General features: G+C 46.1%; 12 protein-coding genes and 1 tRNA gene. 3 read left to right on the forward strand and 10 right to left on the reverse strand.

Annotated features, from left to right (window positions below):
* Positions 1-38 precede the first annotated feature (38 nt).
* The 4 genes from KGMB01110_RS06355 to KGMB01110_RS06370 form a co-directional block, all read right to left on the reverse strand.
* Positions 39-111: transfer RNA gene (locus tag KGMB01110_RS06355), tRNA-Ala, on the reverse strand.
* Positions 112-218: 107 nt separating this feature from the next.
* On the reverse strand, positions 219-470 hold the full coding sequence (locus KGMB01110_RS06360) for a nucleotidyltransferase family protein (RefSeq protein WP_119297847.1): 252 nt from the start codon (positions 468-470) through the stop codon (positions 219-221).
* Positions 471-537: 67 nt separating this feature from the next.
* Positions 538-1,344 carry a CvpA family protein gene (locus KGMB01110_RS06365; RefSeq protein WP_117888810.1) on the reverse strand — a complete coding sequence of 269 codons (807 nt, stop codon included), beginning with the start codon at positions 1,342-1,344 and terminating at the stop codon, positions 538-540.
* 12 nt (positions 1,345-1,356) lie between these two features.
* On the reverse strand, positions 1,357-2,499 hold the full coding sequence (locus KGMB01110_RS06370; RefSeq protein WP_117888809.1) for a DUF5711 family protein: 1,143 nt from the start codon (positions 2,497-2,499) through the stop codon (positions 1,357-1,359).
* 304 nt (positions 2,500-2,803) lie between these two features.
* On the opposite strand from KGMB01110_RS06370, the gene KGMB01110_RS06375 reads away from it, so the two are divergent.
* Positions 2,804-4,558: a 1-deoxy-D-xylulose-5-phosphate synthase gene (locus KGMB01110_RS06375; protein WP_119297848.1), complete on the forward strand. Its 1,755-nt coding sequence runs from the start codon at positions 2,804-2,806 to the stop codon at positions 4,556-4,558.
* A gap of 186 nt (positions 4,559-4,744) precedes the next feature.
* Here KGMB01110_RS06375 and KGMB01110_RS06380 read toward each other — a convergent pair whose 3' ends face one another.
* Together KGMB01110_RS06380 and KGMB01110_RS06385 are read right to left on the reverse strand one after the other, a co-directional pair.
* A complete protein-coding gene (locus KGMB01110_RS06380; RefSeq protein WP_119297849.1) occupies positions 4,745-5,953 on the reverse strand; it encodes a LysM peptidoglycan-binding domain-containing protein in 1,209 nt (402 codons plus the stop codon).
* A 278-nt stretch (positions 5,954-6,231) separates the two neighbouring features.
* Entirely contained in the window at positions 6,232-8,019 is a 1,788-nt protein-coding gene (locus KGMB01110_RS06385; protein WP_119297850.1) for a hypothetical protein, read from the reverse strand.
* Positions 8,020-8,372: 353 nt separating this feature from the next.
* Here KGMB01110_RS06385 and KGMB01110_RS06390 point away from each other — a divergent pair, with 353 nt between their 5' ends.
* Positions 8,373-8,903, forward strand: a complete 531-nt coding sequence (locus KGMB01110_RS06390) for an HD domain-containing protein (RefSeq protein ID WP_119297851.1) — start codon at positions 8,373-8,375, stop codon at positions 8,901-8,903.
* On the forward strand, positions 8,900-10,234 hold the full coding sequence (locus KGMB01110_RS06395) for an MATE family efflux transporter (RefSeq protein WP_119297852.1): 1,335 nt from the start codon (positions 8,900-8,902) through the stop codon (positions 10,232-10,234). Before KGMB01110_RS06390 ends, KGMB01110_RS06395 begins: the two co-directional genes overlap by 4 nt.
* A 163-nt stretch (positions 10,235-10,397) precedes the next feature.
* On the opposite strand, the gene KGMB01110_RS06400 is transcribed toward KGMB01110_RS06395, so the two are convergent.
* From KGMB01110_RS06400 to recR, 4 genes are all read right to left on the reverse strand, one after another.
* On the reverse strand, positions 10,398-12,713 hold the full coding sequence (locus KGMB01110_RS06400; protein ID WP_119297853.1) for an InlB B-repeat-containing protein: 2,316 nt from the start codon (positions 12,711-12,713) through the stop codon (positions 10,398-10,400).
* A gap of 212 nt (positions 12,714-12,925) precedes the next feature.
* Positions 12,926-13,867: a transketolase family protein gene (locus tag KGMB01110_RS06405; RefSeq protein WP_119297854.1), complete on the reverse strand. Its 942-nt coding sequence runs from the start codon at positions 13,865-13,867 to the stop codon at positions 12,926-12,928.
* Entirely contained in the window at positions 13,855-14,691 is an 837-nt protein-coding gene (locus tag KGMB01110_RS06410; protein ID WP_117603227.1) for a transketolase, read from the reverse strand. The genes KGMB01110_RS06405 and KGMB01110_RS06410 overlap by 13 nt, the downstream gene beginning before the upstream one ends.
* Positions 14,692-14,819: 128 nt before the next feature.
* Positions 14,820-15,416: a recombination mediator RecR gene (gene recR, locus KGMB01110_RS06415; protein ID WP_117603228.1), complete on the reverse strand. Its 597-nt coding sequence runs from the start codon at positions 15,414-15,416 to the stop codon at positions 14,820-14,822.
* Positions 15,417-15,423 lie beyond the last annotated feature (7 nt).

Consider the following 15,423-nt stretch of genomic DNA (forward strand, 5'->3'; position numbering starts at 1 on the left):
AAAATCACTGCCATACCTGACAGTGATTTTCTTCTTAGTGGAGAATACGAGATTCGAACTCGTGACCTCCTGCTTGCAAGGCAGGCGCTCTCCCAACTGAGCTAATCCCCCATGACGTTTGCAACGTAATTAATTTATCACAAACATCTTCCTTTGTCAACTCTAAATCTCCAATGTCTTGTGCAATCAAAATGTCTTGTGCAATCACAGACTTTGGTTCATTGCTTCGCGCAAATTAAAGCTTCTATTATATGTCTAAAATCATAGAACAGATCCACACTGTACAGTGTGGGCAATTCTTCTACTTTTTCCGTCAGTCCATCAAAATCTTTCACCCCGGTCACTGCAATATCGATATCACTTCTTTCTCTTGCGGTTCCTTTCGCCCTTGAGCCATATAACAATACTTCTTCTGCCTGAAATTCCCTGCAAAGTTTTGCTACTTTCTGTATCACTTCCTCGACTCTCACTTTTCAGCATCCTTTCCTTCACTTTTTATACTATCTGTTTTCCTGTCACTTCATATCTCTCTGCACGCTACATCGGCAACAAGATCCCCAACAACGGATTCTTTGTATACAGAAATGTCAGAAAACTGCTTTCTCCAATCATGGCAAAACACTGTGTTCCAAACTCTGTCGCATAAAACAGGGTCAAAACCAACATAAAGATCCACACCAGCAGAAGCGCAAACCCGATTCCAAGCACACCTCCCGCCATCCGGTTCAGGCCGTGCACTACCGGAAGGTAAGAGATCAGATCCACTGCCGCCATCAGAGCTTTCACCAGAATCGACACAAACAGCAGAGTGATCAGAAACGCCACCAGATTGATGATGGTATCTGCCACGTAGGCCGCCACATATTCCGGGAAGGTGGTCACGCCCAGTTCCTTATAGATTTCACTGTTGTTATTTTCCAGGATAGAATCCTTCATAAACTCCGGAATCTTCGCCTCCTCTACCAGTTTGATCTGTGCATCCTTCGGCAGATCTCCCAGAAGCGTGGAAATTTCTTCGATTCCAAGCCCCAGATCCCCAAGATTTACATTTCCCAGATCTTCTGTCGAATAACCGGCCAGCGGTGTTCCGCTTAAGTCCACTCCGGAAAGTTCGTCCAGAGAAATGGACGGAAGAAACATTTTCGCGCATTTATCCTGGATAATTTCATCCAAGGGTGTCCATTTGATCACTGCAGCGCTTACATACGGTGTCAGAAGAGACACCAGCGTAATCGTCAAAATCGCAGAAATCACCGTAATTCCAAGTCTGAAAAATCCTTTTGCCATTCCCAGCAGCACACCGAGAATAAATATTGCAATTACTACAAGCAACAACCAATTCATATTCATTTTCTCCTACTTCAGCTTCACTTTCTTTACCTTATTTGCATCCAGCAACAGATACTGATTCGTTCCGGAAAGCGGCACGATCTCCGTGGTTTCCATTCCCAGATCTCCCTGGAATTTCTTGTGTCCGCTCTTCGTGAAGATCACCGCCTTGCTTCCCTCAAACAGCAAGACTTCTTTTCCGGAAATCTTTACATTTCCGTATTCCCCTTTCATGGATTCCGACAGGATCTGCTTACCGTTTTTATTGTACAGCCGCAGTTCATAACCGGCAGACTCACTGTTCTTTAAAATGAATCCGAGATAATCTTTGGAATGGAAAGAACTGCGGATCTCTTTGTCCAGTTTGACCGTTGTCTTCTTCTCCGGGATCTGTGTTCCTTCATAAATATCAAAATGATCATCCGCCACTGCCACACTGGTCTGGCTGTCCCAGAAAAACAGTTCCGGCACGATCGCCGTTTTATAATCTGTCTCCGACACCTGATTGTCGGTCTTGCTCTGACCCACGGAGCCGAAATTGTAATAAACCACTCTGGAAGAAATGGCACCATCTTTTAACGTCATATAAGAGACTGCCATCAGATTGGCATCTTCCGAAAGTGCTACCGCCATCGGATAGCCGGAATTCTGGAAGGTCGCCTGTGTCTCTACCAGTACATTTCCCGCAATATCATAGGTCACAATCTTCGGAGAACTCTCCTGTTTTAAGATCACCGCCGTGATTCCCTGATTGGAGATTGCCACCTGCTCGATCGGCAGATTGGTGGAAATTTCTCCCAGCAGGCCACCCTTATTAAAGACCATCAGCGAATTACCGCCCCGATCCGCCACCGCGAATGCCTTTTCGTTGGTCACGATCATCGGTGCATTGAACTGCGCCGGCTGATTCCACTGCTCTTCATTTTTCTGATTCAGGAAGATCACACCGTCTCTGCTGTAGCGCACCACCCCGTCTGCAAATTCTTTATAGCTGTAATTATCTTCTCCCTCTGCGGAATAATCTTTCACCACTGCTGTCTTTGTATAAGTCGTAAACTGTCCCACCAGACGGTAGATCCCAAACAGCACCAGCAGGATCACTGCCGCGATCAGGACTTTCTTCCGGTTGGCTTTCAGAATTCCAATCCATTTTCTAATTCGAAAAATCATATCTGTCCCCTTTTATCTTGCTTTCTGCCCTTCTCTTCCTCGCTTTCTGCTCGGTCATGCATTTTGCTTATTATAACACATCTTTCCTTATTTTCAAAAGCGAAACCGACTCTGAGAAATCTGCCTGCTTTCCTCCGCTTTTCATTGAAAAAATTCAACAACCAGAATCAGACTATCACAAATAAACCTTTACATTTTACACAAAAAGCACACAGGACACCTAAAACGCCTTGACCTCAAGTCAACTTCAGGTAGTATAATAAACATGCAATTTTGACACACTGTTTTTAAGGAGGGTTTATTTATGTATATAGAAACTATCAACGGCCCAGAAGACGTGAAGAAGCTTTCCATCGACCAGCTTCCGGCTCTCGCAGAAGAAATGCGCGCGGCTCTTTTAAAGCGTGCCAGCATCCATGGCGGACATTTCGGTCCCAACTTCGGAATCGTCGAGGCGACCATCGCCATGCACTATGTATTTGAGTCTCCGAAGGATAAAATGGTCTTCGATGTGTCCCACCAGGTTTATCCCCACAAGATGCTGACCGGACGGAAAGAAGCCTATCTTTCTGAAGAACATTATGATGATGTATCCGGTTACAGCAATCCGACTGAAAGCGTCCACGACCATTTTACCGTAGGGCATACTTCCACATCCGTCAGCCTTGCCTGCGGTCTTGCAAAAGCCAGAGACCTGAAGCAGGAAGCCGGAAATGTCATCGCCATCATCGGAGACGGTTCCTTAAGCGGCGGTGAAGCTCTGGAAGGTCTGGATTATGCAGCGGAGCTGGGCGGAAATCTGATCATCGTCATCAATGATAATGACATGTCCATCGCAGAAAATCATGGCGGTCTTTATCAGAATCTGAAACTGCTTCGGGAAACCAACGGTCAGGCAGACTGTAACCTGTTCAAGGCCATGGGACTGGATTATCTTTACGTCGATCACGGAAATGACGTTGCAGACCTGATTCAGGCATTTCAGAAAGTAAAGGATATCGACCATCCGATCGTTGTCCACATCAATACGTTAAAAGGAAAAGGATATGCACCTGCCGAGCAGCATAAAGAAAACTGGCATTTCAGTGGCCCGTTCCATATCGAAACCGGCGAGCCGCTCTATGAAATGACTGAGGAAGATTATTCCGATATTTCCGTCAACTATCTGCTGAAAAAGATGAAAGAAGATCCGACCGTCGTTGCCATCACTTCCGGAACTCCGACTGTCATGGGATTTACCGAGGACAAGAGACAGGAAGCCGGAAAACAGTTTGTGGATGTTGGAATCGCAGAAGAAACCGCAGTCGCACTGGCATCCGGAATCGCCGCAAACGGCGGAAAACCGGTATACGGCGTTTACAGCACCTTTGTACAGCGTACCTACGATCAGATTTCCCAGGATCTGTGCATCAACAGCAATCCTGCAACTATCGTCACATTCTGGGGCAGTGTCTTTGGAATGAATGATGTGACCCATCTTGGACTGTACGATATTTCCATGATGGCAAATATTCCGAACCTGGTCTATCTGGCTCCGACCACCAAGGAAGAGTATCTGGCTATGCTGGACTGGAGTATCGAACAGACCGATTACCCGGTTGCCATCAAATTGCCGGGCGGCAGTGTGATTTCCGACGGAAAAGAAGTCACCAAAGATTTCAGCAAGCTGAATACCTACGAAGTCACCAGACATGGCAGCCGTGTTGCAATCCTTGGACTCGGTACCTTCTATGGACTTGGAAATGAAGTTGCTGAATCCCTGAAAAAGGAAAATGATCTGGATGCAACCGTCATCAATCCTTACTATATTACAGGACTGGATACCAAGCTTCTGGAATCCCTGAAAAAAGATCACGACATTGTCATTACCATCGAAGATGGTATGCTGGATGGCGGATTCGGAGAGAAGATTGCCAGATTTTACGGAGATTCCGACCTGAAAGTCTTAAACTTTGGTGTCAGAAAAGAATTCCCGGATCGCTACGATCTTAATGAACTTCTGAAAGAAAATCATCTGACCAAAGAGCAGATCGTCGCTGACATACAGGCGCTTCTGTAAACTTTCTTAAAAGTTTTATATTTATAAACAGCCAGAAAAACCTGAGGCACGCCTTTTCCTTAAGGCCTGCCCCTTTCAGGTTTTCCTGGCTGCTTTATTTTCTCCGTACATTTCGGCGAAATCCACTGCCTGTTGCGAACTATGCGCCAGAATTTTCGCGATTTTTTCCTGCACCTGCCCTTTCCTTTACGGCAGTACCAGCTTCTGCCCGATATAGATCAGATTTCCGTCTGACAATCCATTCATTTTACAAATGGAATCCACGTGAGACACATCTCCATACATTTTTTTACTGATAATCGCAAGCGTGTCCCCTTTTTCCACAACATAAACTCCATTACTTCCATTTGCTCCGTCATTTTCGCTTTGTTCGGATTCGGTTCCATTTCCTGCTGCCTCTTCCTGTCCGATGGTTCCTGTCGTTCCTTCCGATTCCTCCGTCACCGCCGTAACCGCTCCGCTGGAGACTGCTGCCGTCTCATTGTCCCCGGATGCATCCGGACTTTTCCCATTCTGTCCATCGCTTCCCTCTGCTGAAGTACCGTCTACATTCTGCACACTGCTGCCATTTTCACCGGAATTCGGCGCCGAATTGTTTGCGCTTTCATCCGTCTCCACTCCGCTCTTTGCCAAATCCAGGGCAGACTGCACGGCTTTCAGTTTGTCAAAATTGTTGACCGTGGTCACACCCATGATCAACATGACCAGAATCAGAACCGCACTGGCAGTATACATCATTTTTGCCGCACGCCGCTGCGCCCTTTGCTCTTCTCTTGCCCTTACCACACTCCGAAAGTCTTTTGCAACACGATCTTCCACAGTTTCCGAGGGACACACGCCATTTCGTTTTCTGCTGGAGATCATATAATTCTGCATGCTCGGATTTTTTTCATAGTAGGTATAATGTCCGCCAATCTCCATCAGATCATTGAACTTGTACGTGTAATACACCTCCTCCCGTTCCAGAGCATCCTTTAAAACCAGAATGCTGTTCTTCTTCTCAAAGGATTTCCGGTGTATTTTCAGCATACCCGGATCAAGGGTCAACGCATCTTCCGGTCTTGCTACAAACCAGCCCATAATTTCCCCATCTTCAAAATACTGCTTACAGTCTTCATATCCATTCTTCCAGGTGTCCTCATCGATGTATAATTCCTGGTCGTTCCGCTTCAATTCGTGCATCTGGACTGCACCGTGGATAAAAACATATTCCTCTTCTTCTGTTTCCTGCATTTCTCCGATCAAAAATGCGCCAACCGGCTCTGCCTGCGCTTTTTCACACAATTGCGTAAAAAAGGTATCCACATAATCTTCCACATAGATTTTTGGAGTATCGCTGACATTTCCGATCTGACGCACATTTCTTGGCAGTTGTCGTTGTAGTTGTCGTTCCATTATACTCACCTCATTACCCTGATATACGGTTATTCGCAGGAGGAGTCACAATCTCACCAAAAGGGGCTTGTCCCTTTTGGTGAGATTTTCCTCTGCTGTCTCTCAAGATAGCATAATGAAGCGGTGTATTTTATCGTTTGGTGTCGTAGCAATCCGACAAATTCTCCCGGCACAAGACGAAAAAGCTTCACAGTACCTTTTGTCATATGACTGGCAAAAAAGGTGCCGCACAAAGTACGACACCTATCCTCAATCTGCTTTATACATTTTACATATATCTATCTTCTCTTCTTCATCACACCGGATCCGCCAACCAGCGCAACACCAAATAACAACATCATCACATACAGTTCCGCAGAACCATAATCCCCGGTTTTTGCTGCCGAAGTTTTCGATTTATTCTTCTTCTGATCCTTTGAAGCCGTATTGGCTTTGTTCTGATCTTTCGTGTTCTCCGGTTTCTTCACCTTGTCATCGTTGTCTGAACCGGAGGACGGTTTTTCCCCATTATTGCCACTCTCTGCTTTCCCTGCAATGGCGTAATTGGAAAAACTTGTAGTCTCAAAGGTGATGGTCTGTGTCGCACTGTCATAAATAGCTGGCAGAATCTCGTAAGTTCCGTCATGCTTTTCATGGACAATCACGATTTTCTTTCCATCCACGCCCTGAGCCAGTTGAAGTTTTACAGTTGCACTGTTTTTCAGCGTATTCAGACTGTTGTTCCAAACCTCATCGGCCGTTCCTTTGTATAACACCTGATCCAGATCCAGATTCAGATAAGAAGCAATCTGATAGTCCGTTGCAGCCTTTGCAAACTCTGCTTTCTGCGCTTCTGTCAGTTCTGCATCTTTTACGGATAACACCACGGAACCGGACGCAATCTCGGAATCGTCAATCTGGATTTCACCGGTTTTCACCTCGGTTGAAGCCGTTACCACTTTATCCTCCACTTCCTCGAAGATTCCACAAATATGAACGTTGGTGTCCGGCATAATATACTCTAAGGTTGACTGTTCTTCCCGGGCGGTCAGCTTCTCATCGTTGATCAGCAGTGCCGTCAGTTGATATCCGTAGTCCGGTGTCATCCGGAAAATCACTTTGGAGCCCGGAAGGATCGATGCCCAACCATAATTTTTCACCATGTCCTGCTTTACATTATCCAGTCCCACAGAGTTTCCATCTGCATCCTGCACATCCAGGATTTCAATGGTTCCATGTTTCAGCAATTCATCGTCTTTGAGCGAAGTATTATGCTCTTTTTCCGATTCCCAGATAATCGTTCTCGGTACTTCTGTCTGATCTTTCCGCATGGTCACGACAATATCGTAAGACGAAGCCGGTGCCACACTAAACGCAAGCGTATCTTTCGTTCCCTCCGGGATTGCGATCGACTGGCCATTCACCGTTATCGTTCCGATCTCTCCGGCTCCAAAAGCCAGTTGGATCTGAAGAAGATTGTTGATATCTCCGCTTGCATATCCTTTTCCAACCCCTGTGATATTGCTGCCTTCATTTCCGATCCGTTCTGTATTCAGCCTGATATTCATGCCAAACCCATCAAAGGTTCCGTGGATGGATATTTTATCCGGGTAAGTCGGTCCCGGCGTCGGTGGTCCATATTTTTCCAGTCGGATTTTTAAAGTTTCTCCATCCCAATACTTTAGAGAATCCAATACAACATATTGATTCCTGCTGACATCCATGGGCTCTTCTCCGACATATAACATCGCACCGGTATAGCCGGAACCGGATTCGATGGAATCCGCACCGGGTCTGACATACAGGAAGTAGTTCTCTGCATTCAGATCGATCTTCAGGTCATTGGATGCCGGCAAATCCACTTTTGTATAGGTACCCTCATCGGTTCTGTAGCACAGTCCGATCTTATAATAAATCCCATCGCCGACATTATAAATCACCTCATTGTCCTGAAAGGTCGGATTATCGATAAAGTTCAGTGTTACTTCGGTTTTGTCATAGGCATAAGCTTCTGTGTGCACGGACAATATGGATAGTATCATCGCAAGACACAGGCACAGACATATGCTGATCCGCATTTTCTTCATAGCATTCTCCCTTTGTACTTCTCTGTCATCCTTTGTCGTTTCCCCGTTCTGTCTCCCAATCAGACAGACTTGTTCTTTTTAAGTATATCAGAAGATATTTTTCATGACAACGTCCATTTCCCTTACAAAACGGACACTGATTCGACAGGAAAAATGTTGCGTTTCTCCTGTCGTTGTGCAAACACAGGTTGAAACAGCTATTTTGAGGCATAACTTTCAAATTGCAAATTTGCAATCATCCTGCCACGGATATATTTTTCTATGCTATGTTTCACATTTCTTTTGCAACTCCGTCTTGTATCACAATCTGCAAAGTGCTATGATATCTCCGGGAAAACAGGAGGACTGATTTTATGTTTTATCAGACATTCAAAGAAAAACGACACAAACTCCATCAGGATTTTTATGATACCGTCCGGGATCTGGCAAAGCATCCGGTCGTACGACAGATGCGCCTTTTTCCCCAGCACGGAGACACCAACTGTTACCGGCACTGTTTAAATGTAGCTTTTTATAACTATCTGCTCTGCCGACTGCTTCATCTGGATGCCCGCTCTGCCGCAAGAGCCGCTATGCTCCATGACTTGTTTCTATATGACTGGCATACTCACGCCGCCCAGACCGGGGAACATTTTCACGGATTGACACATCCAAGAACCGCCTATGAAAACGCCAGAAAGCATTTTCACTTAAATCCGACAGAAAAGGATGTGATCCTGACTCACATGTGGCCGGTCACACCCCTTGCAATCCCGCATACTCCGGAAGGTTGGATCACCATCTTCTCCGATAAGTACTGCGGAGCCTGCGAAACCGGACATCGGCGCAAACTCCCGAGACACAGGAACACCGCGAATCACAGGAAAGGAAACCATCTCTCATGAACGATAATCTGACGCTCGGAACGCCCTGGAAAGTCATCACCCGATTTTCCCTTCCGGTCATCGGAGGAAATCTGTTCCAGCTTTTCTATACCCTAGCAGATTCTGTCATCGTAGGCAAAATCTTAGGCGCCTCCGCCCTTGCGGCCGTAGGTGCCACCGCCACCATCGTTTATTTTGAGCTCTGCTTTATTCAGGGACTGACCGGCGGATTCGGCATCCTTCTCGGACAAGCTTTCGGGGAAAACTCGCAAAAAAAGATGGAGGAATCGGTTTCCTCCACCTGGATCTTAAGTCTTCTTTTTACGGTTTTCCTAACGGTTGTTGCCTGTGCCCTTGTCCATCCGATCCTTGGCTGGCTGAATACCCCTGCCGATATTTACAGTCGGACTTACAGTTACCTGTTTATCATTTTTGCAGGAACAGGCGCTACGGTCTTTTATAATATGATTTCCAACATGCTCCGCGCTCTGGGGGACAGTCGGACTCCTTTATACTTTCTGATCCTGTCTTCTTTGCTGAACATTGTTCTGGATCTGGTTTTCATCCTGCCTCTGCATCTGGATGTTGCCGGAGCCGCACTGGCGACCGTTCTGGCGCAGTTGCTCTCCGCACTGTTGTGCATCCTGGTGGCCGGTCGGAAATTTGAGTTATTGCGACTCTCGAAAAAGACCTTTCAATTTCATAAAGTATCCATCCTGAGACATCTGAAAATCGGATTTCCTATGGGATTTCAGATGTCTGTCATGTGTATCGGACAGCTTGCCATGCAGTCTGCCGTCAACCGACTGGGCACTTCCGCTATCGCCGGCTACACTGCCGCCAACAAAGTGGATCAGCTTTCTGTTCTGGTGGATAATGCCGTCGGCATCGCCCTGGCAAATTATGTGGCGCAGAACTATGGAGCCCGCCTCTGGGATCGGATCAAAACCGGCGTCCGCAGTTGTTTCCTGATGCTGACCGCTTTAAATATTCTGATGGGTGCCCTGATGCTCTTTGGCAAAAGCCTTGTGGTTCCGCTGTTCGTGGATCATCCGACTGCCGAGATCATCGCCTACTCCAATGATTATCTCTGGATGGTGGCACCATTTTACATCCTGCTCGGCGCACTGATGGTCTATCGGACCGCAATCCAGAGCATGGGAAATACCTGGGCACCATTTGGAGCCTGCATCCTGGAACTTTTCGCCAGAGTGTTCTGTGCACTCTTTGTTTCTATGTATTTTGGATACAGGGCAATCTGCTTTTCCACGCCTTTCGCATGGATCATGGCATTGCTGCTCTTGCTTCCGGTCTATTTTCTGCGGGAGATCCGGAAATTTCCTGCCAGTTGATTCCCTTCAGCTGATAACCGACAAACCAATTCGACCTATGCTTAGACAAATCACTGATACAAAAAAGCGTTGTCTTGCAGAATCGGGAGATTCCCCTATCTGTAAAACAACGCTTTTCTTTTATTTCACTTGTTTGCTCTTACAGGAAACTTTCTACTGCAAACTATCTCTGTTTCTTTCTGTATACCATAACTCCTACAACAGTTCCTGCTGCCAGAAGCATGACTACAGACAACATCCATACATTAGAAGTATCACCGGTCTTTGCTGCTGTTTTCGCTGCAACAGTCTGAGTCTTCTTTGCCGGCTGTGTCTTCTTGTCGGTATTCTTTCCAGTATCTTTGGAAGGTTTCTTATCATTATCCTTCTTTGGATCTTCTTTCTTCGGCTCTTCGTTCTTTGTCCATTTTGCGTACAGATACATATCTTCTGTTACTTCCTGGTCAAAATCGTAAGCATTTGTCAGCTCTTCCTCTGTATACCAGCCTGCGAATGTATAGCCTTCTTTTTCCGGATCTTCCGGTTTGCTTACCTTTTCGCCGAATTTTACTTCTGCTACATCATAAACAGATCCCTGTTCTTCATCAGCTGTAACAAATACAACTCTTGCTGTATCAGATGTAATGACTGCCAGTGTGGAAAACTTGTTCATGTATACTGTAACCAGATTATTTTCATAATCTGCTACATAATCCAGAAATTCTACCTGTCCGTCGTGTACGTGTGCGATTCGAACGATCTTGCTTCCAAGTTCCGGTACGGAGAACGTAATCGGGATCATGGTGTCTGTCTCATCCAGATCTTTCTTCTCTACTTTGGTCACATCATCTTTTATAGTCGTCGTTCTCAGTGCAACGCTGACATCCAGATACTTCACAACTTCTTCTGTCTTGGTATCCAGTTCTTCTTCGATCTTCTTTGCATCGTCTGCTACCGCTGCTTCGTCTTTCACATTCGCGCTGACTTCCAGATCCACAGAAATTACCTTCGGATCTTCTTTCTTCACTTCTTCTAAAAGCTTGTCGGCTTCTTTCTGAGCTGCTTCTGTGGTTTCCTTTACAGACTCTTTGTCATTTGATACTGCATTACCGCCGACACTGACGGTTGCTTTTTCTTCCTGATCCGGTTTTGCTACTGTATACGGTGCATCTGCATACTCATTGCTCTGAGCCGGAAGATATTCCAGTCCACAGTGATTTACATCAACCGGTGTACTGAAAAATCCACCAGTGATGTTTGTCTTTACATTGCCAGTGATAGCACCATATCCCGGCTTCGGATTTGTAACTCCGATATCAGCCAGACTCAGTACCTGATATGCCTTACGGTCTTTTGCATTAGTTACAAACTTGGCAGCTCCTGAGATAGAAACATTCTGGCTCTGACTTACTTTTCCAAGGTCATAGATACCGACAGCGCTTCCCTGTCCATTGGTACAGTTGAAGGTTCCACCTGTAATCTCCACATTCAGAGAATTTCCATAGGTCTTATCCTCGCTGGTATATGTACCGCCAAATACATATAATGCATCTGGGAACCATGCATTTCCGGAGTAATTATAATACTCTGCAGGACTGTCAATACCTGATGTAATCGCATTGATCGTTCCGCCGCTGATCTTGACCTGTCCCATACGAAGAGAGATTCCGCCATTGATCACACCGTCTGTGATCGTCAGTTCCACCTGTCCAGGCATATAAATTGCCGGTCCCTGTTCCGCAGTCAACGTTCCGCCATGAACCTGGAAGTTCATGTTACCCGTAGTATTATTTCCAGTTAACGCTGCATTCTGGCTGATAACCTCTCCGCCATTTACAACCAATGTAGCGTCATTATATGCTGCAATACCATAGCCATATCTTCCATTAGCATTGTCCTGCTCTGGGGATTCCACTGTTCCACTTTCCAGAATCACTTTTGCGGACTCTCCATCTGCTCCGATAGAAGTTCCGCCCATAAGGTTTAATTTTCCGCCATTTACAGAACTCTCAATCTTAAAAGTTCCATTTTCCACAGAAATCACATCTGAACCAACTTCTTTTGCTGGCTTAAGTGTCAGTGTCTTTCCTGCCAGATCCAGTGTCAGGCTTTCTCCAGCCTCTACTATGATCACTTCAGACACCTCTACATCCTGTTTCAGAGTCAGAGTTGCTTTGGATGCTTTTGCTTTTGCCAGGGCTTCCCGGAAGGTTGCATATCCTACACCGCTAACTTCTGCCACCGGATCGGATGCAGTCTGAACTTCCTGTTGTCCCTGACTCTCCTGTTTCTGAACTTCTGTTGCAACTTCCGATGCAGATTCTTCCACTGCATCCTTGTCGGTCTGCTCAGCATCTTGTACTTCCTCCACTACCGGAGTCGGGGTCTGCTGGGCATCCGCTCCCTCACCGTCTTCTGCAAATACCGTCATCTGCGCCGGTGCGATCATACTGACCGCCAGAAGAAGGGCGAGGAACTTTTTCACTTTTTTCTTTTGCATTTGATATGCCTCCCCAAAATCTTATAGACCTATACTTTCCACAGCTTACATATCCAGTCTAAACGTTTCCCACAAAAAGTCAATGAATTTACGTAAATTATTTTCATTTTTTCGGCTTATTCAAGGCTTTTTCTCATTTTTTGCCAAACCAACATGCAGCTCCGCAAATGCGAAGCTGCACATTGTATTTCTATATAGATCTATTACGCGGATTATTCGCAGAATGCTTTTACTTTTGCATAAATGCTGTCTGCATCCAGTCCGTATTTCTTTACCAGTTCTACGGCCGGTCCGGACTCTCCATAAGTATCGTTGATACCGATCTTCAGAACCTTTGTCGGAGCCTGTGCTGCCAGCACGTCGCATACTGCACTTCCAAGTCCGCCGATGATGGAGTGTTCTTCCACTGTTACAACTTTGCCGGTCTCTTTTGCTGCCGCAACAACCAGCTCCTCATCCAGAGGTTTGATCGTATGGATATTGATGACTTTTGCATCGATACCATCTGCTGCCAGCTTCTCAGCCGCTTCCAGAGAGTTGGATACCGGAAGTCCTGTTGCAATGATGGTCACATCTTTTCCTTCTCTTAAGGTAACACCCTTACCGATCTCAAACTTGTAGTCCGGTCTGTCGTTGATCACCGGAACTGCCAGTCGTCCAAAACGCATATAAACTGGTCCCTGGTGCTCATAAGCTGCCTCTACTGCTGCACGGGCCTCTACATCATCAGATGGGTTGATCACAACCATTCCCGGGATCGTACGCATCAGAGCGATATCTTCATTACACTGATGAGTTGCTCCATCTTCTCCTACAGAAATACCTGCATGAGTTGCACCGATCTTTACATTCAGCTTCGGATATCCGATAGAGTTACGAACCTGCTCAAATGCACGTCCTGCTGCAAACATTGCAAATGTACTTGCAAACGGAACCTTTCCTGTTGTAGCAATACCAGCTGCCACACCCATCAGGTTGCTCTCTGCAATACCGCAGTCAATAAATCTCTCCGGAAATGCCTTCTTAAACATACCGGTCTTTGTAGCTGCTGCAAGGTCTGCATCCAGAACTACAACGTCTTCATGTTTTTTACCAAGTTCAGTTAAAGCATTACCGTAACTTTCTCTTGTTGCGATCTTCTTTACTTCTGACATAATGCTTCACCTGCTTTCTCTAAATCTTTCATACCAATCTCATACTGCTCATCGTTCGGAGCACTTCCGTGCCATCCTACCTGGTTCTCCATGTAAGATACACCTTTTCCTTTAACAGTCTTTGCGATGATAGCTACTGGTTTTCCTTTGACTGTCTTTGCTTCTTTAAATGCAGCATCGATCTCATCAAAGTCATTTCCATTGATATTGATCACATGGAAATTGAATGCTTCAAACTTCTTGTCGATCGGGTATGGAGAGTTAACCTCTTCGATGGTTCCGTCGATCTGAAGGTTGTTATTGTCTACGATTGCTACCAGGTTGTCAAGATGACGGCTTCCTGCCAGCATTGCTGCTTCCCATACCTGTCCTTCCTGGATTTCTCCATCTCCAAGCATGGTGTACACTCTATAAGTATCTCCGGAAAGTTTTGCGGAAATAGCCATACCTACTGCTGCTGAGATTCCCTGTCCCAGAGATCCTGCTGACATATCAACGCCCGGGATATGTTTCATATCCGGATGTCCCTGCAGGTAAGAACCTACATGTCTTAATGTCTTCAGATCTTCTACCGGGAAATATCCCTTCTGTGCCAGTGTAGAGTACAGTCCCGGAGCTGCATGTCCCTTGGAAAGTACAAAACGATCTCTGTCTGCTTTCTTTGGATCTTTCGGATCCACATTCATCTCTTCAAAATAAAGATATGTCATAATATCTGCTGCGGAAAGTGATCCGCCCGGATGTCCGGACTTTGCACTGTGTACTGCAGTCAGAATTCCCTTGCGGACTTCGTTCGCAGTTTTTAATAATGCTTGTTTATCCATGTTACCTTATTCCTCCTTTTGGAACATTATATCTTAAGTTTTGAACGTTGGTCAATAGTCACAAACCTTCTTGTAAAAGTTTTCACAAAATTTCTCTTCTTTCGGTAATTCTTTCGCGAGTTTTTCTTCTACAACTCTGTCCGACCTTCCAGCGCACGCAGTAAAGTCACCTCATCAATATATTCCAGGTCTCCTCCTACCGGAACTCCGCTGGCGATCCGGCTGACTTTGATTCCGGTTGGTTTGATCAGTTTGCTGATGTACATCGCTGTGGTTTCTCCCTCCAGCGTGGAATTGGTGGCGATAATCACTTCGTCTACATCCCCCTGAAGCCGCTCCATCAGTTCCTTTAACCGGATATCCCCGGGACCGATCCCCAGCATCGGGGAAATAGCTCCGTGCAGCACATGATAGACTCCGTTATATTTTCCGGTCTTTTCATAGGCTGTCAGATCTCTCGGTGTCTCCACCACCATGATGGTCTTGTGATCCCGCTCCTCGTTGCGACAGATCGGGCATTGTTCCTGATCCGTCAAGGTACAGCAGGTCTTGCAGTACCGGACTTTTTCGCGGGCTTCCAGCATCGCTCCTGCCAGGCTTTCCACCTGTTCTTTCGGCATGCTGATGATGTGAAATGCAAGCCGTCCCGCGGACTTGGCTCCGATTCCCGGGAGCCGCCCCAGCTCTTCGATCAGCTTGCTGATATGTTTGCTGTAATATTCCATATAGAAT

Source organism: Mediterraneibacter butyricigenes (assembly GCF_003574295.1).
In the GTDB taxonomy this organism is placed as follows: Bacteria; Bacillota; Clostridia; order Lachnospirales; family Lachnospiraceae; genus Mediterraneibacter_A; species Mediterraneibacter_A butyricigenes.

What these genes read in the sequence shown, in the direction of transcription:
- KGMB01110_RS06365 (WP_117888810.1), bottom strand. Translation starts at nt 1,344, where the DNA reads ATGAATTGGTTGTTGCTTGTAGTAATTGCAATATTTATTCTCGGTGTG.
- KGMB01110_RS06370 (WP_117888809.1), bottom strand. Translation starts at nt 2,499, where the DNA reads ATGATTTTTCGAATTAGAAAATGGATTGGAATTCTGAAAGCCAACCGG.
- KGMB01110_RS06375 (WP_119297848.1), top strand. Translation starts at nt 2,804, where the DNA reads ATGTATATAGAAACTATCAACGGCCCAGAAGACGTGAAGAAGCTTTCC.
- KGMB01110_RS06380 (WP_119297849.1), bottom strand. Translation starts at nt 5,953, where the DNA reads ATGGAACGACAACTACAACGACAACTGCCAAGAAATGTGCGTCAGATC.
- KGMB01110_RS06385 (WP_119297850.1), bottom strand. Translation starts at nt 8,019, where the DNA reads ATGAAGAAAATGCGGATCAGCATATGTCTGTGCCTGTGTCTTGCGATG.
- KGMB01110_RS06390 (WP_119297851.1), top strand. Translation starts at nt 8,373, where the DNA reads ATGTTTTATCAGACATTCAAAGAAAAACGACACAAACTCCATCAGGAT.
- KGMB01110_RS06395 (WP_119297852.1), top strand. Translation starts at nt 8,900, where the DNA reads ATGAACGATAATCTGACGCTCGGAACGCCCTGGAAAGTCATCACCCGA.
- KGMB01110_RS06400 (WP_119297853.1), bottom strand. Translation starts at nt 12,713, where the DNA reads ATGCAAAAGAAAAAAGTGAAAAAGTTCCTCGCCCTTCTTCTGGCGGTC.
- KGMB01110_RS06405 (WP_119297854.1), bottom strand. Translation starts at nt 13,867, where the DNA reads ATGTCAGAAGTAAAGAAGATCGCAACAAGAGAAAGTTACGGTAATGCT.
- KGMB01110_RS06410 (WP_117603227.1), bottom strand. Translation starts at nt 14,691, where the DNA reads ATGGATAAACAAGCATTATTAAAAACTGCGAACGAAGTCCGCAAGGGA.
- recR (WP_117603228.1), bottom strand. Translation starts at nt 15,416, where the DNA reads ATGGAATATTACAGCAAACATATCAGCAAGCTGATCGAAGAGCTGGGG.